The sequence below is a fragment of the Pelagimonas sp. KU-00592-HH genome, assembly GCF_040369695.1.
Classification (GTDB): domain Bacteria; phylum Pseudomonadota; class Alphaproteobacteria; order Rhodobacterales; family Rhodobacteraceae; genus Shimia.
In genome coordinates this window covers 134952-151903 of record NZ_BAABWM010000004.1, presented here as the reverse complement: position 1 = coordinate 151903, position 16952 = coordinate 134952, and the positions used below count along the sequence as shown (strand labels likewise).

Annotated in this window: 17 protein-coding genes and 1 pseudogene; 10 read left to right on the top strand and 8 right to left on the bottom strand. The window is 58.4% G+C overall.

What is annotated here, in order from left to right:
• Window positions 1-16 precede the first annotated feature (16 nt).
• The 3 genes from ABWV42_RS16025 to ABWV42_RS16015 are packed head-to-tail and all read right to left on the bottom strand — an operon-like array spanning window position 17 to window position 1916.
• A complete protein-coding gene (locus ABWV42_RS16025) occupies window positions 17-601 on the bottom strand; it encodes a carboxymuconolactone decarboxylase family protein (RefSeq protein ID WP_353341063.1) in 585 nt (194 codons plus the stop codon).
• A gap of 3 nt (window positions 602-604) precedes the next feature.
• A complete protein-coding gene (locus tag ABWV42_RS16020; RefSeq protein WP_353341062.1) occupies window positions 605-1321 on the bottom strand; it encodes a glutathione S-transferase family protein in 717 nt (238 codons plus the stop codon).
• Entirely contained in the window at window positions 1308-1916 is a 609-nt protein-coding gene (locus ABWV42_RS16015) for an NAD(P)H-dependent oxidoreductase (protein ID WP_353341061.1), read from the bottom strand. The genes ABWV42_RS16020 and ABWV42_RS16015 overlap by 14 nt, the downstream gene beginning before the upstream one ends.
• Before the next feature lie 130 nt (window positions 1917-2046).
• Between ABWV42_RS16015 and ABWV42_RS16010 the strand changes: the two genes are divergently transcribed.
• Together ABWV42_RS16010 and ABWV42_RS16005 are read left to right on the top strand one after the other, a co-directional pair.
• Window positions 2047-2421: a winged helix-turn-helix transcriptional regulator gene (locus ABWV42_RS16010; protein WP_353341060.1), complete on the top strand. Its 375-nt coding sequence runs from the start codon at window positions 2047-2049 to the stop codon at window positions 2419-2421.
• Window positions 2414-3283: a hypothetical protein gene (locus tag ABWV42_RS16005; protein ID WP_353341059.1), complete on the top strand. Its 870-nt coding sequence runs from the start codon at window positions 2414-2416 to the stop codon at window positions 3281-3283. The genes ABWV42_RS16010 and ABWV42_RS16005 overlap by 8 nt, the downstream gene beginning before the upstream one ends.
• Window positions 3284-3784: 501 nt before the next feature.
• Here ABWV42_RS16005 and ABWV42_RS16000 read toward each other — a convergent pair.
• Window positions 3785-4423 (bottom strand): hypothetical protein, encoded by a 639-nt coding sequence (locus ABWV42_RS16000; RefSeq protein ID WP_353341058.1) that lies wholly within the window; start codon window positions 4421-4423, stop codon window positions 3785-3787.
• Between the two features lie 20 nt (window positions 4424-4443).
• Complete coding sequence (locus tag ABWV42_RS15995) at window positions 4444-5604, bottom strand: tyrosine-type recombinase/integrase (RefSeq protein ID WP_353341057.1); 1161 nt, start codon at window positions 5602-5604, stop codon at window positions 4444-4446.
• A 135-nt stretch (window positions 5605-5739) separates the two neighbouring features.
• Here ABWV42_RS15995 and ABWV42_RS15990 point away from each other — a divergent pair, with 135 nt between their 5' ends.
• From ABWV42_RS15990 to ABWV42_RS15975, 4 genes and pseudogenes are all read left to right on the top strand, one after another.
• On the top strand, window positions 5740-6108 hold the full coding sequence (locus ABWV42_RS15990) for a hypothetical protein (RefSeq protein WP_353341056.1): 369 nt from the start codon (window positions 5740-5742) through the stop codon (window positions 6106-6108).
• 128 nt (window positions 6109-6236) lie between these two features.
• Window positions 6237-6887 (top strand): annotated as a pseudogene (locus ABWV42_RS15985) (2-aminoethylphosphonate--pyruvate transaminase); the annotation flags it as partial.
• A 15-nt stretch (window positions 6888-6902) separates the two neighbouring features.
• On the top strand, window positions 6903-7685 hold the full coding sequence (gene phnX, locus ABWV42_RS15980) for a phosphonoacetaldehyde hydrolase (RefSeq protein ID WP_255107081.1): 783 nt from the start codon (window positions 6903-6905) through the stop codon (window positions 7683-7685).
• Window positions 7686-7687: 2 nt separating this feature from the next.
• A complete protein-coding gene (locus ABWV42_RS15975) occupies window positions 7688-9160 on the top strand; it encodes a sulfatase-like hydrolase/transferase (RefSeq protein WP_353341054.1) in 1473 nt (490 codons plus the stop codon).
• Window positions 9161-9472: 312 nt separating this feature from the next.
• Here the strand turns inward: ABWV42_RS15975 and ABWV42_RS15970 are convergent, their stop codons facing one another.
• From ABWV42_RS15970 to ABWV42_RS15960, 3 genes are read right to left on the bottom strand one after another with little or no spacing between them, the layout of a single operon-like run.
• Complete coding sequence (locus tag ABWV42_RS15970; RefSeq protein ID WP_353341053.1) at window positions 9473-10489, bottom strand: ABC transporter substrate-binding protein; 1017 nt, start codon at window positions 10487-10489, stop codon at window positions 9473-9475.
• The gene (locus ABWV42_RS15965) at window positions 10459-11835 is read right to left on the bottom strand and encodes a sensor histidine kinase (protein ID WP_353341052.1); all 1377 of its coding nucleotides are present in this window, start codon (window positions 11833-11835) and stop codon (window positions 10459-10461) included. The genes ABWV42_RS15970 and ABWV42_RS15965 overlap by 31 nt, the downstream gene beginning before the upstream one ends.
• Entirely contained in the window at window positions 11832-12497 is a 666-nt protein-coding gene (locus tag ABWV42_RS15960; RefSeq protein WP_353341051.1) for a response regulator transcription factor, read from the bottom strand. The genes ABWV42_RS15965 and ABWV42_RS15960 overlap by 4 nt, the downstream gene beginning before the upstream one ends.
• Before the next feature lie 119 nt (window positions 12498-12616).
• Between ABWV42_RS15960 and ABWV42_RS15955 the strand changes: the two genes are divergently transcribed.
• From ABWV42_RS15955 to ABWV42_RS15940, 4 genes are all read left to right on the top strand, one after another.
• The gene (locus ABWV42_RS15955) at window positions 12617-13594 is read left to right on the top strand and encodes a tripartite tricarboxylate transporter substrate binding protein (RefSeq protein ID WP_353341050.1); all 978 of its coding nucleotides are present in this window, start codon (window positions 12617-12619) and stop codon (window positions 13592-13594) included.
• 261 nt (window positions 13595-13855) lie between these two features.
• On the top strand, window positions 13856-14338 hold the full coding sequence (locus ABWV42_RS15950; RefSeq protein WP_353341049.1) for a tripartite tricarboxylate transporter TctB family protein: 483 nt from the start codon (window positions 13856-13858) through the stop codon (window positions 14336-14338).
• An 11-nt stretch (window positions 14339-14349) separates the two neighbouring features.
• Window positions 14350-15864: a tripartite tricarboxylate transporter permease gene (locus ABWV42_RS15945; RefSeq protein ID WP_353341048.1), complete on the top strand. Its 1515-nt coding sequence runs from the start codon at window positions 14350-14352 to the stop codon at window positions 15862-15864.
• A gap of 33 nt (window positions 15865-15897) precedes the next feature.
• Window positions 15898-16914 (top strand): AbrB family transcriptional regulator, encoded by a 1017-nt coding sequence (locus ABWV42_RS15940; RefSeq protein ID WP_353341047.1) that lies wholly within the window; start codon window positions 15898-15900, stop codon window positions 16912-16914.
• The last annotated feature ends 38 nt before the right edge of the window (window positions 16915-16952 follow it).

Sequence of the window (16952 nt, the reverse complement as noted above, 5' to 3'; positions counted from 1 at the left end):
GGCGGGGTAAATGAAATCAACGATCGTCGGGATGCACCCAGGCGTATTTTTCCATGCCGCGATCCAGTCGCGTGTGGGCCAGTGCATTGGTGAAGTTCGAGATCAGCTTGGCAGCCAGTCCCGTCAGCACGTCCAGCGCCGCCTTGCGGTCATAGCCCGCATCCAGAAACGCCTGCAGGCGGTCGTTGCCGATATGGCCGCGCTTCTCAAGCAACTCTCGGGCAAAGCTTTGCAAAGCCGCCAGCTTGGGGTCGGCCAGCGTTCGGCCTTCGCGCAGATCGTCGATGACGTCATCGGGCATCTTGGCCCGTTTCATCATCATCGTGTGCCCGGCCATGCAGTAATGGCAGCGATTGATGAAGTTCGAAGTCATGAAGACCACCTGCGCCTCGAGCAACGTGAACGAGCTGTGCTTGAGGAACAGGTCGAACGCTTTTTGATAGGTCTCGTAAGTCACCGGGCTTTCGGCAAACAGCGCGTGCAGGCTAATCAGACCGCCGAATTCGGCCACGGTCTGATCAATCAGCGGTTTCGAAGCTTCGGGAGCGGTGTCCTTGGTGTGATAGGTAAAGGGGGTGCCTACTGTGTCAGTATCCAGCATGATTCAATCCTTCTTTGCATTGGAAGAAAAACGCGCGGCATTCGCTTTGGCCGCCGCCGCGATGTCGCCCTTGCCGAAGGCCGAAGGACGCGGCTCGGGCAATTGCAGAGCCTCCTGCACTTTCGGCATCGCATCGAGCCGGTCGAACCAGGCCTGAAGGTTGGGCAAGCCTTCTATATCCACGGTTGCCCAGAAATAGCTGCGCGCCCAAGGATAGGTGGCGATATCGGCAATCGACATCTCGCCGCCCACCAGCCAATCGCGGCCCTTGAGCCGCATATCCAGCACTTCCAGCAAGCGGCGGCTTTCGGTCACGTAGCGGTCGATGGCAAAAGGCACCTCATCGCCATTGGGTTTGGCAATGCGCTGAAAATACATCGCCTGCCCCATGATCGGTCCGATATGGCCGACCTGAAAGAACAGCCATTGCAGCGTCTCGGACCGCTCCACCGGGTCGGAGGACAGGAACCGCCCATATTTTTCGGCCAGGTGCCACAGGATTGCCCCGCTTTCAAAGATCGCGCGCCCCTCGGCCCGATCCCAGATCGTCGGGATCTTGCCGTTCGGGTTCATCTTCACGTAGTCGGGAGCGTGCTGTTCCTTCTTCGAGAAGTCGACATTGACCAGCTCGTAGTCGATCTCGGCCTCGTGCAGGAAGATGAGCGGTTTCCACCCGTTCATCGTGTTCGCGGTGTAGAGAACGATGTCAGGCCGCGACATTTTCGGCCTCCGCGAATACGGCACCCAGATGGGTATCGAACCGGGCGAAATCGGCCTCGACTTCGGGGTTCTTCATCACGTCGAAGGCGGCAAAACTCGGCAGCGGTGTCATGTCGAAGAACCGGGCGTTCAGGTGCATCGGGCGCAGCAGATCGTCTACGCTTCCGCCCTGGAAGAAAGGTTCTGACGCGTCGTCAAAAGCCTCGCGCGGGGCGTTGAAAGTGACTGACAGCATGTATTTGGTGCCGGTCAGCGTGCCGCCCATGCCATAGTTTTCCTTGGGTGACTCGGGGCTGCGGCCGTCGCCGTTGGTCAGGCGGCCGTCCATGCCGACGGTGTAGACCTCGTCCATGTATTTCTTGAACGACCACGGCGCGCCCATCCAGTTGATCGGGAATTGCATGATGACCGTGTCGGCCCAGATGTGGCTTTCGACCTCGGCATTGGCGTCGTAGCCTTCGGCCACGGTGGTCACACGCACGGTGTGCCCTTGCGACTCGAGGAAGGCGCGGGCGCGGTCCACCAGTGTGGCGTTCAGCTTACCGGGTGCGAATTCATAGGGCTGTGCCCCGTTCAGAATCAGGATGTTGCTCATGGTCGGTTCCTTTGTGTTTCGGCGGGCCCCACTTGACTCGCGGCCCGTTCGAGGGGAAATTGCGATTGCAAGGAACTGAAATCAACCAGTATACTTTTGGTAACCTTAAAATTGGAAGTGAGGGCACCAGATGCGTGCAAGAGTCGAAGACGACGCCCAGGGAAGGCGGCAGGTCTATGAAGCCTGTTTTGAACCTTGCGCGATCGAAAAGGGCATGAGGATCATCGGCGGAAAATGGACCGGGTCGATCCTGTGGCACCTCAAGGACGGTCCGGTCAGGTTCAACGATCTGGCTCGAATGGTGGGTGGCGCATCCAAGAAGATGATCACTGAACGTCTGCGCCAACTGGAAACGCAGGGACTGGTCCGGCGCGAGGTTATGGATACAGCCCCGGTGTCTGTTCACTACGAGATCACCGAGTTCGGGCGCAGTGCGCTGGGGTTCCTCGACGAGCTTCGTAAATGGAGCGAAAGTTTGCCGCAGGAAATCCACGCCGATGGCTGAACTCCCCCGGCGGAAGCCCGACCCTATTCCCGCGATCCATCCAGTCCCGGAATTCGCTGTCAGCGGCGCGCGCGCGGCGGTTTACGAGCGCACCAAGAAGGGCCTCGCCGTCCCTTGGATGGGTGTGGTTGCCATGGCCTTCGCGCACTACCCCCGGTTCTATGACACCCTTTGGTCGGCCATGGAGCCAATCACCGGAACCAAGGCGTTTGAAAAGGCCTGCCGGTCCCTGCGAGGAGTCGCTGAGCGGGAGGCAGAAGCCTTGGAGCCTGCGCCCTTGGTGTCGCGGCTCATTTCGCAGGGCTATGGCGTGGAGGAGATCGACGACATCCGCGCCTGCAACGAAGTCTTTTCCGCGGGCAACATGCCTTACGTCTTGATGGCGACGCTGGCGCGGCTGCTGCTGGAAGGAAACCCATGGCGAGGTGGTGGAGATCTTTGCCACGTTACGTCTCCAATTCCGGCCATGCCCAAGCCGCCTCTGATGGAAACGCATCACGCCTCAGACGATCTGGCGGCCCTCTACGGTGAGCTCCGCGAGGTGCTCGGGCTGCCTTTCGTCAACACCGACTATCGCGCCTTTGCGCGCTGGCCCAGCTATTTCACTTTGGCCTGGAGCGATCTTAAACCTCGATTGTCCGAGACCGGGTACGCTGCCAGAGTGGAGTGTGTCCATAAAGCGGCCATCGACCTTGCTGTCTCACTGCCGAATGCGTCCGGAATAACCCCTGACGCTCTGCGTGACGCGGCTACATCCGATGCATCGTTGGAAGAGGTCCTATCAGTGGTGAGGTTGTTCCAGTGGCTTTTACCGGGTCTGGCCGTGAACGTCGCGTTTTTTCGAAGCCAATTGCGATGTTAGTGCGCTGGATTGCCTCAAACATCGAGCCGATTGAATCAGCACCTTTCAAAGGTATAAGGTGACCCTGCTTTCTTCGTCCCGCCAGACGTCAATACGCCCACACCTCAAATTCGCTGCCAAAACGTAATCCGGAAATGACGGACCACACCGCCGCATTTGGTTGCCCCGGCTGATGACTGGTTAAGGACAAGTGTTAGCTTGGCGCGGTCGAGCGAAAGGCTGGGTTGTCCCGCATTCCGAATGTCGCAAGTTGCGGACGCAAGAACTACCGCTGATTCCGCCGCTCTGCAGTATGAGGAATTTCGCTATCGCAGCGAAGGAAATGATGCGAGCGCTTGCAGCGAGAATCTTGGGCTTCCGGATTGGGCTCCAAGCTGCCGTTTGATGCCTTATCCGCAAAAGTCCGCAATGGGCCGTTTGCGTCATCTTCCCCGGCCCGTTGGTCCGCCTAGTTGGCACCTCCGCGAACTATCAGGCCGTAAGGGGAGCCTTTTCGAGATGCTACCTCTCGTCTCCGTCCACAACAGGAAACAGTGTTTCGATAGGCACGGGTTTGACGTTGTCTGGGATGCGCCATGGGGTCCATTTGAAGGAACCCTGCTCGGAGAGTTCGTCGATATAGAGCTCAAGCGATTTTGCTTGCGATAAGAATGCGCCCAGTTCGGAGGAGAGGTTTGCCGGAAACCCATATTCCAACGACGTTAGACGAAACGCCAACTCAAGATGTGACGTATTGCGGAACCCGGTTTTTTCGCTGAACGCGCGCTTGATTGAGTCGACGAGCGAACGTCTTTGCGTGTTGGGCTTGTCATGTTGGACGTGTTCCGCGACCAAGTCTATGGCGACACCCAGCGTCGCCTCTTTGCCTGCAGCTGTCAGTCCCAGCAGTTCCGCAACAACCATGGCCGCATAGCGCCGCTCCGTTTGATTGTTCGAGATGAACTTCCGTTCCAGGGTCTTTTCCGCGGTCGTAAGGGCAGGCTGGGTGTTGTCGGAGATCCCTGTCATGAATGCGAAGACTTGGTCGAGACTTGCGCCATCCGTTTGATTGCCCGTCCCCATTCTTGCCAGTAAATACAGGTTTGCGTGTTCGACAGGTGATCCGTCCTCGTTGAACAGTGACAGGTATCTCTTGGTCATGTCTTGCTTGGCTCTTTCAATTATTCAGAATGGATCAAGTGTTCCGCCCAGCGCGCAAGGAGTGCCTCGCGCTGCTCCAGAAAATCGGTTCGGCGATAGGCGCGCTCAACGGAGGTGCCCACAACATGGCCCAGCATCGTTTCAGCGACTTCATGACTGGCATCCGTGGTTTCTGCCAACCAGACGCGGAGACTGGACCTGAAGCCGTGTGGTCGCGCCTCCAAGCCACGGCGCTCCATCAGTCGTGACATCGTGGCGTCCGAGATCACGCCTTTCCTGACGCTGGGAAAAAGGAAGCCCTCCCGTGCATGGGGCAGGGCCTGTTTGATCGTGCTCAAGGCTTCATCGGACAGAGGAACACGGAAATCTGTCGTGCTGCCTTTGCGACCCTTCATCAGATCGGCGGGAATGGTCCACACTCTTCCTTCCACTTGATCTGCCTGCATGAAGCGCACCGGCATTGAGCGCACGCCTGTCAGAATGAGCAATCGAAGTGCAAGGTGTGTGACAGACCCATCATCCAGGCTCTGGTAGAACTTTGGCACATCCTTCCAGTGCATGGACGGGATGTGCTTGGTGGGTTGCCGCGACTTTCCAAGAAGCGCCTTCGCCTTCCTGGGAGCCAGCATATCGACGTCCAGCCCAAGCGCTGCGCCATGCTCAAGGCAGATGGAAATCCGAGCGAGAGCTTTCTTGGCGGTTTCCCCCTTCGAATGCCAGATAGGGGACAGGCAATCACGGATATCGAGTTGATTGATCTCAGCGACTGGGATGTGTCCCAGTCTCGGCAGGACATGGAGCTCCAGAGGGCTGAACCATCTACCGGCCTTTCCATCCCCTTTGAGTTCCGCTTGCCGGGCCTGAAAGGCGTCCTTTGCCACATCTCGAAACAGGTGCAGATTGCGCTGGGCTTCGAGCCGCCGTTTTTGACGCTCTCGAATAGGATCCAGTCCGTTTCGCAGCTCAAGTCTTGCGGCCTCGGCCCTGGTGCGAGCTTCTGACAAGGACACATCAGGCCACCGCCCAAGACCCATCTCCCGGCGTTTGCCGTGCACGGTTACTCTCAAGAACCATTTGCCGTTCTTGGCGTCAGATTTTGCCAGCCACAGCCCGGCACCGTCACAGTATTTGCCAGCATCCAGCGCTGCCGCGGTTCGTGCATTCAGTCGATTGGTTGCCAATAAAGCAGCCTCACTAGTCCACCCCTCAGTCCACCTTTTGCTATAGTATTGATTGAGGCATGTCGAGACTGCATGATCCTGATTGGTGTGAAAAAGATCAATGACTTCAATTGTCTCGATAGTAGTTGAGGCTGGATGGGCTCGAAAGATATGGGGCTGCATGGCCCTCTTGAGGCACCATCTTTTCCTGAAATTCGCCTGAAACCCGATTTTCGCGGGTCGGTTCTTGAGACTGCCCGCCGTCAGGTGGGCTTTGCTTTGTTGTCTGGTTCAGTCAAGTGGTGGTCTAAATTGGACTCTTATCGCAAGCTCACACAAGGTGCGCCTGTTAAACAGAAGCGTCTCTCTCTTAGCCAGCTGCGCACCACTCTCACCCTTGTCCACGAACTCGAAGGCGAGATGAAGGGGCGTCGCGCGCTTGAGGCCGGGCATTTGCGGGTTAGTTTCCTGTTCGCGCCAAGGATGTTTCCCATGCCCGACCTGCCGCCCCATTTTCTTGGGTAACCCTTTCTTCTGACCCCTGGTCCGTTGACCACGTCCCGCACTGTCAAAGAGGCGATGGTGTAAGATTGGGGAAGCTGGGATGGTGACTTTCGTGTCATGACCTCCGAGCCTCGGGCACGGCCTTTGGTGGGGTTCGGCTTGAGGCTGGTGATTTTCCGTTCGATGCCGTGGTCTCATCCGCCAACAAATGTATCGAGGGTGTTCCGGGGTTCGGTTTTGTGCTTGCCCGCAAGGAGGTTCTGGAAGGAGCCAAGGGCAACAGCCATTCGATCAGCCTTGATCTGAATGCGCAGTGGTCGGCCATGGAGAAAACCGGACAATGGCGGTTTACGCCGCCGACCCATGTGGTTGCGGCTTTCCTGCAAGCCCTGAGGGAACATGAAATGGAAGGCGGCGTGGCGGCGCGGGGCGCACGGTATGCGCAGAACCGTGACGTGCTGGTTTCCGGTATGCGGTCGCTTGGTTTTGAAACCCTGCTTGATGATGCGTGGCTTTCGCCGGTTATCGTGACCTTCTTCTGCCCGGCCGATCCGGCGTTTGATTTTGACGCATTCTATGCATCGATGAAGGCGAAGGGGTTTATCATCTACCCGGGCAAGCTGACCCTTGTAGACAGTTTTCGCATTGGATGTATTGGCCGGATGGATGCGGCCGTCATGACGCGCGTTGTCGAGGCTGCGCGCGACGCTCTGGCCGAGATGGGGCTTGCTGATGCCACCCCGCCGGCCGTTGCTCTTGAAGAACGTAAACGCCTGTCCGCCCCGGAAGCGGCGGCCTGAAGTAAAGGAAAAACCATGACAAAGTTCAAAGCAGCCGTATTCGATTGGGCAGGGACCACTGTTGATTTCGGGTCGTTTGCGCCGATGGGCGTTTTCGTGAAGGCCTTTGCCGAGTTCGGCATCACCGCCACTATCGACGAAGCGCGCGGCCCGATGGGCAGTGCCAAGTGGGACCACATCCGCGCGATGATGGACATGCCGTCGATTGCCCGCCAGTGGGAAGAGACCTTTGGCAACGCGCCTTCGGATGCGGATGTCGACAAGGTCTATGAGGTCTTTGTGCCGATGAACGAGAAGGTTGCCGCCGATTATGCCGACCTGATCCCCGGGACCCTCGACACCATGGCCTATCTGCGGGGCAAGGGCATGAAGATAGGGTCGACCACCGGCTATACCCGTTCGATCATGGAAAACGTTCTGCCGGTTGCCGCCGCGCAGGGTTATGAGCCTGACAACCTTGTGTGTTCCGATGATCTGCCCGAGGGGCGCCCGGGGCCGCTTGGCATGTACAAGTGCATGGTTGATCTTGTGGCCTATCCGCCCGAAGCCATCATCAAGGTGGATGACACGGCGCCGGGGATCGGCGAAGGTGTGGCGGCGGGTTGCGTGACCGTGGGTCTTGCCCTGTCGGGCAATGCGGTCGGCAAAACCCTGGAAGAGCTTGAGGCCATGACCCCTGAAGACATCGACGTGCTGCGCCAGAAGGCGGCTCAGATCCTGAAAGATGCCGGTGCAGACCACGTGATCGATACGATCGCCGACCTGCCTGCGCTGATCGAGCAACTGGACGCCCGGTAACCATGACACAGCGCCCCAACATCCTGCTGATTACAGCCGATCAATGGCGCGGCGAGTGTCTTGGGGCGCTGGGCCATATCGTGAAGACCCCGCATCTGGATGCGCTTGCCGAGCAGGCGACAATCTTCACGCGGCACCATGCGGCCTGTGCGCCCTGTTCGCCGGCGCGGGCCAGCCTTTATACCGGGCAATACCAGATGAACACGCGGGTTGTGCGCAACGGCACGCCGCTGGATGCGCGGTTCGACAATATCGCCAAGGCGGCGCGGCGCGGGGGATACGTGCCGACCCTGTTCGGATATACGGATACCTCTCCCGATCCACGCGGCATGAAACCGACCGATCCTGCGTTGCAAAGCTATGAGGGCGTTTTGCCCGGCATGGAGGTGGGGCAGATCCTGCCGGAAGATGACGGGCCATGGCTCGACTGGATTACAGAGCAGGGGGTGGAGGCACCGCATCTGATGCAGGCGGGGGCGCCGGAGGAGGGCGAGATCGTCTCGATGGCGCCAACGGCCTTTGCCGCCGAGCAAAGCCAGACGGCGTTTCTGACCGGCAAGTTTCTTGATTGGGCAGAGGGGCAGGGCGCGCCGTGGTTTGCGCATCTTTCTTTCCTGCGCCCGCATCCGCCGTTTTCGGTGCCTGCGCCCTACAACGAGATGTACGCCCCCGGCGACGGGCCGGCCTATTTGCGGGCTGAGACGCCCGCGCTTGAGCCCGACCACCACCCCGTGCCCAAGACCAAGCGCGCCCGGTCGGACCTTGGTAATTATATCGCGGGGGCCACCGGCGGTCTCGACCAGTTGGATGCGCGCGATTTCGACCGTATCCGGGCCATCTATTTCGGCATGATGAGCGAGGTGGACGCCCAGATCGGCCGCCTGATCGCGGGGCTGCGTGCCATGGGGAGCTGGGAAGATACCCTGCTGGTCTTTACCTCGGATCATGGCGAGATGATGGGGGATCACTGGATGCTGGGGAAAGGCGGATACCATGCGCAAAGCTATCATATTCCGCTGATCCTGCGGGTGCCGGGGGATGGGAAGCGGCGGATCGAGGCCTGTACCTCGGCTGTCGATATTTTTCCAACGCTTTGCGACGCGATGCAGGTGGTGCCGGAAATCGTGCCGAACGGTGCATCGCTTTTGCCCTTTGCGCGCGGCGAAATGCCAAAGTGGCGCGACGGGGTGATGTGGGAATTTGATTATCGCGAGCTGGACGAGCGCGGCCACGATCCCGACGATTGTGCCATGGCGTGCTGGCGCACCGAAGATCACCTCTATGTGCACACACCTGCGGATGGCTCGTTTCTGTTCGATCTGGCGGGCGATCCCGGATGTTTCGACAATATCGCGGCACGGGAACCAGAGGTGCGGGCGGCGATGGCAGAAGGGCTGCTTTCCACCCGCATGCGTGCGGCCGAACAGACACTTGCCCGTCACATGGTTTGGGAGTGGTCCAAACCCACCGCTTAGGAACTGCCGGGACGAAACGGACCGTCCTGGCGCATACGGCCTGCTCCATCTCCCCGGGGCGGGCCGTTTTTTGTTCCGCAGCGAGACGGATCTTTGTGACACTTTGGCAAGATTGGTTCCTACGGCGGCGTTACCACCGGTCTTTCGACAGGCATGGAATCGGGCACTTCGCACCTCCTGTCGGTGCGTCAGGTGAGCTTTGTGCGTTATGCCGACGATCTTCAGACCGTTGTTCCGAACGTTGCCATAACCATGGTCGGCAACGATGACTAAACCGTTCTGACCTTCACCTTGCGCGTATGTGCCCCTTATTCACTTCTGCAAGATGGCATTCTCCCACTCGGAGAGGAATGCACGTTTCTTGAGCTGGTCGAGGAAAACAAGAAGGCCTGGGCCGATCCGTATTCGATTCAAGGCAGCCTCATTCTGGCTTAGATCAAGCGCCGGATGGGTCAAAAGCTGCGCGTCCTTCCCATGTGATCTTGCCATCAGGTGATCCAGGAACAGTGCAGCGAGCTTGGGCGATGGCGCATTGCTGGGCATGAGGGCCGTGCGCAACATGACCGTGGTGAAATCTGACGGCAGGATGATCGCAAATTTGTCGCGATCCTCACGGTTGATCGCGTAGCTTCCTAGGACGTTGTAGGCGATAAGCAAGTCACCGGATTTGACCCTGTTGATCATATCTGACGAGCAGCAGAAAAGCTGCGTATCGAGCCTGCCCATCACTTCGGTCAGGCGCCAATAGATTTCCGAAGCGCGCGTATCCTGGGTGGCAAACAAATAACCAAGGCCCGACTGACGCACGTCATAGGTGCCAACGCGCCCCCGGAAGAGATCGGGATGTTGGCGCAACAGGTTGATCAGATCGTTTCTGCTTTCTGGCAGGGGAAGCTCGCCAAAGCCCGACTTGGATACTACGATTGCGGCCGGTTCCTGGGTAAAGGCGAATAGCATGTCGTTCCACACGGCCCAGTCTGGAAGGGTGCTGGTTGCTTCCGAAGTGAAGCGTTGTGCCCAACCGTCATTGGCCAGTTTGGTTTGCAGGTCCATCGCGCTGGATACTGCCACATCAAATGCCTCACCTTCGTCAACGATGGCCTTTTGTAATTCGGAAGAGCTGACGACCGTGTATTCGATGGACGTTTCGGGGGCCAAGGCGAGGAAGGACGTGATCATTGGCTCGAAAAAGGCGATATCGGCGGTAGAAATAATCCGCAACTCCCGGTCGCTGTCAGACGGACCGAACCGTGCGACCTGTTCCGCCTCAAAGGCGCCGGCCCATCCGGCTGTGAGGATCAGGGCGAGGGAAAGAGCAAACTGACGCATGCGCCGTCTCCGGTGTTGTTACTGATTTTCAGAGTGCCGCCATGGGCTTCGATCACTTCCGTGGCGATGGTCAGCCCAAGCCCGGAGCCGACGATATCCTGAGTGTTCGCTCCGCGAGCAAAGCGTTTTGGAATATCGTCCAGTTCATCTAATTGAAAACCGGGGCCGGTGTCTTTGACGCTGATCGTTGCACCATTGTCCCCAACAGTCAGCGCCACGTCGATTTCAGCGCCCGGCGGGGAGTATTTCACCGCGTTGTCCAACAGGTTGTGCAGCGCATTCTGGACCAAAATATGGTCGCCTTTGATGACGGTCGGCTCGACTTCGGTTGCTTCAAGGGTAATGTCTTTCAGCTCCGATGTGGGGCGCATGCGTTCGACGGTGTCCTCTACAAGGCGATGCAGATTGATCTCTTCCCGGACCAGATGATCCAGTCGAAACGTCACCATGGCATGGTCCAGAAGTTGCCCGGCGGTACGCGAACTATCGTCGACGGCACGGATCATTTCCCGCAATGCTTTTCGGGTCTCTGGATCATCGGATTTGCGTTGGGCAACCTCTGCCTTGGTTCGGACGATGGCCAAGGGGGTACGGACTCTATGGGCGGCTTCGGCGATGAAATCCTCGGACCGCATCAGGGATTGTTGCAAGCGACGCATGAAGGAATTCAGTGAGGCGACCAGTGGTACCATCTCGGATGGGACCGGGGCAGCAACCGGGCGCAGGTCTTTTGGGCCTCTGCGCGATACCGAACCGGTCAACCGATTCAACGGGCGGATCGTGCTGCGCGAGATGAGTACTGCCAGCAGCACCGAGACCAGGAAGAACCCCGAGCCGATCCCCATGGATGTTCGCGAGATCCGCGCAAGAGACTGTTTTTGCCCGGAAAGTGTCTGCGCGACCGAGACCTTCAGCACGCTTCGACCAGAATTCGTCGACATCCTCCGCTGCACCATTACAACGCGCACATCAACACCCAGAAAGGTGGTCGACAGAAAGCTGGAGGTGCCGTTCGGATCGCCCGTGGGTTCTGGAAGATCGGCGTAGCCACTTAGAAAGTCATCCTCAAGGCGGATGGCATAGAAGACGCGTTCGTCCGAGATGCTGTCGAGCATCGAGAGGGCAGAGTAAGGAAGGTCGATGCTGATATCCCCCCCGCTCAAACGGGCGCTATCAAGAATGGACAGGGCGGAGGCGGTCAGCACATTGTCCTGACTTTCCTGCGCAACCTGCCGCGCCACGGATTGCACCACGAAATAGACGACGATCGCCAGCACCGCCGCACTTGCCAGGAGCGACAGCATCAGCCTGCGGCGTATGGAGCCCTGTGCGATCGGTGTAGTCATCCGATCTCCAGCTTGTAGCCAAGCCCCCGAATGGTCGTGATCTTGACCGTCGATGTCTCGAGGTGCTTTCTGAGACGCCCGATATAGACCTCGATCGCGTTTTCACTGACGTCTTCGTCATAGGAAAACAGCCGATCTACCAGCGTGGATTTCGAGAAAACCTGCCCCGGGGCTTTTGCCAAAACCTCGAAAAGGCGCAGTTCGCGGGTGCGTAACTGGATGTCTGTATCGGGAAGAGTCAGGGTTCCAGACAGCGAATCAAATTGGAGATTCCCGAGCGTCAGCAGGTTTTGCGCGGCGCCTCCCCGACGGCGCATGACAGCGCGGCAACGCGCTTCGAGCTCGGAAAAGTCAACCGGCTTGACCATGTAGTCATCTGCGCCAAGATCCAGAAGTCCGACCCGGTCCGCAACTTCCGAACGCGCTGTCAAAACGATGACCGGCGTGCTTTCCTCTTGCTTTCTGTGTTGAGCCAGAAAGGTTCGTCCGTCGCCGTCGGGAAGCATAATATCCAGCAAAATCAAATCATAAGAGGTCGTGGCCGTGAAGTCATTCCCGGTCTGAATATCGGGGGCATGATCGACGACATGACCATCCAGCACCAGCCTGTCCACGACAGCTTCGGCGAGTTGTGCGTTGTCTTCGATCAGCAGGAACCGCATGCGAGGGCTTTCTCAATTTGCCGGTTTTTTGGTCGTGTCAGTTTTGTGTCAGCTTAGATTGTCAGCTTCTTCCGACATGAGCGGCAAGCGCCGCCAATGTCAAATGGGAGGACATAGACATGAAATTCGCATTGGGCCGTCGCGCCTTTATCGCCGCTGCCGCATCGCTCGCCCTTGCTGCGCCGGTTTTCGCGGACGGACACAAGGTCGTCGACAGCATTCACTTCCTGATCCCCGGTGGCGCGGGTGGCGGCTGGGACGGTACTGCACGTGGCACCGGTGAAGCGCTGACCGCCTCTGGTCTTGTAGGGTCGGCTTCCTACGAAAACATGTCGGGTGGTGGCGGTGGCAAGGCCATCGGCTACCTGATCGAAAATGCCGACAGCAACCACGGCACGCTGATGGTCAACTCGACCCCGATCGTGATCCGCTCGCTGACCGGCGTGTTTCCGCACAACTTTCGCGATCTGACCTTGGTCTCGGGCACCATTGGTGACTATGCCGCCATCGTTGTGGGCAAGGATAGCCCTCTGAACTCGATGGGGGACCTGCTGGCCGCGTTTGACGCAGATGCATCTGGCACGGCCATTGGAGGGGGATCGGTTCCCGGTGGGATGGACCATCTGGTTGCCGCCATGGTTATGGAGGCCGCGGGCAAAGACGCGCTGGCCGTGAAGTACATTCCGTATGATGCAGGCGGAAAGGCAATGGCGGCGCTGCTCTCGGGAGAGATTGCAGCCCTGTCGACCGGCTTTTCCGAAGCAGTGGCCCTGGCCGAAGCGGGTGAGGTCAAGATCCTCGGCGTGACGTCTGACGAGCGTGTCTCTGCCTATGATGCTCCGACCATGAAAGAACAGGGGATCGACACGACCTTTGTCAACTGGCGTGGATTCTTCGGGGCACCTGGTCTGCCGGCCGACAAGTTGGCCATGTACCAGGAAGCCATCGCCAAAATGTATGACACGCCGGAGTGGGAAGCGGTTCGTGCGCGCAATGGTTGGGTCAACATCCATAACTCGGGCGATGACTTCAAAACCTTCCTTGAAGGTCAGGAACAGGTCATTGGTGACCTGATGAAGAAGCTCGGCTTCCTCTGAAACACCGGGTGCGAGGGGCCAGCCCCTCGCGCTCCCCGAGGTATTTCGGGCAAGAGGAAGGGGAGAGCTTGGGCCCTCCCCGTGGAAGGAACACCTTCCCCTTGCACGGTCATCGGCTCCTCAGCCTGTACCGTGCACGGAGTCTAGCAGGGGGTGGATTAACAACCTCTTTCCGCTTGCCCGAAGTACCTTGGGGTGAATTGAGCTGCAGGCTCAAGAGGGGCAACGCCCCTCCCAACTATCGGAACAAGGAGGAACCTGATGGCTTTGGATCGCTGGGTCTCATTCATCATTCTATGCGCCGCTCTGGCCTATGGCTTTGCAGCCTTTTTCACCATGGACGCGTCTTTGCCGCCCTTCATGCAGCGCAACCCGATCTGGCCAAGCACTTTCCCCAAAGTTCTGGCTGTCCTGACGATCGCGACGTCACTGTTCATCCTCTTGGGGTTTGAAAAGGCTCCGGAAAGCGACAAGGAACCGGACATCGATTACCGCCGTCTTGGGGAGTATCACCTGGGGCAAGCGCTGACGCTACTGGGGTTGATGGTCGCCTATGCGTTGCTTTTGCGCCCTGCTGGCTTCCTGTTTGCGACCTTTGCATTCCTCTGCTGCGGGTCCTTCGCTTTAGGAGAGCGAAAGGTCCACATCCTGCTCCCCGTCGCCGCCCTTGCCAGCTTTGTTGTCTGGTACCTGGTGGACGAGGTGCTGGGCATCTTCCTGCGCCCCTGGCCGTTTTTCATCTGAGGAGCTGAGACATGATCGAAGGACTTATGATCGGCCTTGGCGCCGCATTCTCAATCCAGAACCTGTTGATGGTGATCGCGGGCTGCCTGATTGGCACCTTCATCGGCATGTTGCCGGGGCTTGGCCCGATGTCGATCATTGCCATCATGATCCCGGTTGCGATCACGATTGGCGATCCCTCGGCGGCCATCATCCTGTTGGCGGGTGTGTACTACGGCGCCATTTTTGGCGGCTCGACCTCGTCCATTCTGCTGAACGCTCCGGGAGTCGCGGGGACTGTCGCGTCAAGTTTTGACGGCTATCCCATGGCCCGCAAGGGGCAGGCAGGAAAAGCACTGACCATTGCCGCTATCGCGTCGTTTGCGGGGGGGAGCATCGGAGCTCTGCTTCTGATGATTTTTGCACCCATGTTGTCGATCGTCGCGTTGTTGTTTCATTCGGCCGAGTACTTCGCGTTGATGGTGGTTGGCCTGTCGGCCATTGCGGCCTTTGCAGGCACCGGGAACGTCGCCAAGGCAATCCTGATGACGTTGTTGGGGCTTGTCATGGCCACTGTGGGGGAAGGGGCTTTGTTCAACATGCCGCGCTTCACCATGGGGCTGATGGATCTGCAGTCGGGCTTTAGCTTCATCACGCTGGCCATGGCGATGTTCGCCCTGCCCGAGGCGCTGTTTCTGGTCCTGAACCCGAAACGGTCAGCTCAGGGTAGCAGCGGCAAGATCGAAAACTTGCGCATCACCCGGGAAGAGGGGCGTAAGATTGCACCCGTGATCGGTCGCCAGTCGATCCAGGGGTTCTTTATCGGCGTGCTGCCCGGTGCTGGTGCCACTATTGCATCCTTCCTCGGATATGCGGTGGAACGCAATATCGCCTCAAAGGAAGAGCAGGAAGAGTTTGGCAAAGGCGCTATCAAGGGTCTGGCTGCTCCGGAAACTGCCAACAACGCCGCCTGCACCGGATCGTTTGTGCCGCTTCTGACGTTGGGCATTCCCGGCTCCGGTACAACGGCCATCCTTCTGGGGGCGCTGATTGCGCTGAACGTCACGCCGGGGCCGCGCTTGATGGTCGACGAGCCACAGATTTTCTGGGCGGTGATCATCTCGATGTACATCGGCAACCTCGTGCTCTTGATCCTGAACCTGCCGTTGATCCCTTATATCGCCAAGGTTCTGGCTATCCCGCGCAACTACCTGATACCCTTCATCCTGTTTTTCACGTTGATGGGTAGCTATATCGGCCAGAACAACGCGACCGAACTGTTGATCCTGGTTGGCATGGGTATCTGTGCGACGATCCTGAAGTTTGCGGACTACCCGCTGGCCCCGCTTCTGATCGGCTTCATTCTCGGCGGCATGCTGGAGGATAACTTCTCGCGCTCGATGCAGCTGTATGATGGAATCGGTTTCATCGTCGACCGCCCGATGACCTTGGGATTGCTGGTGATTGCGGTCCTGCTGGTGGTCATTCCAAGTTACCGCGCACGCCGCGCCAAGGCCCGCCAGGAAGGCGTGGCAGAAGGAGATTGATGGATATGTCGACCGAGGTGGAAGGCTGACCGCATGGTGCGCGCTTTGACCTTTCTGATCGCGGGGGCTGGTAGCCTGGGGTTCTTTTTCCTCGGGCTGCCGTTGCCGTTTCTTCTGGGGCCGATGTTCGCTTGCCTGATCGCCGCGCTTGGAGGAGTGCGGCTGAAGGGCGCCGGGCAATTCGGCATGTTCATGCGGACATTCCTTGGGGTTGCCGTCGGTAGTTCGATCACGCCGGAACTGCTTGGCCGAATGCCAGAAATCGCGAGCTCCTTGGCTTTCGTTCCGCTGTTCATCGCGACCATCGCCTTGTTGGGCTATCCGCTACTGCGTCATGGGTTCGGACTGGATCCTGTTACCTCGTGGTACAGCGCCATGCCAGGTGGTCTTCAGGACATGCTCATTTTCGGAGAGGAAGCAGGAGGCGATCCCCGTGCCCTGTCCCTGATTCATGCAACTCGCGTGGTGGTTCTGGTCAGCTGCGCACCGGTCCTGATGCAATTTGTCTGGGGACTGGATCTCAGCGTTGCGCCGGGGCTGCCGATGTCGTCCATATCAGCCAGTCAAATCGCGATCATGGTTGCAGCAGGGCTGTTCGGATGGAAATTCTTTGAAAGGATCGGGTTGTTTGGAGCCTCGATCCTGGGACCGATGATCGTGACCACCGTTTTGTCCCTGGCGGGTGTGATAGAGAGCCGCCCTCCTGCCGAGATCATTCAAGCCGCGCAGTTTTTCATCGGTATCGCTGTTGGGGTAAAGTATGTTGGCATCACGCGAAGGGAAATCCGCGTGAATGTCATGGCAGGAGTCATCTATTCGGTTCTGCTTGGGGTGATTTCACTCGGTTTCTTCATCCTGATCACGCGCCTGAGCCTGGCGCCGTCGCTGGATGCTCTTCTGGCCTTTTTGCCCGGGGGGCAGGCAGAGATGGTTGTGATAGCGATCATTGCCGGGTCAGATCTGGCTTACGTGGTCACACACCACATTTTTCGGATCGTCATAGTCGTTTTATGTGCTCCTGTGATCGGGCGACGATTTCCGAGGCGCTGATTGAAAAGCTTATGTCGAATGGGGCAAAACCCCTTGGG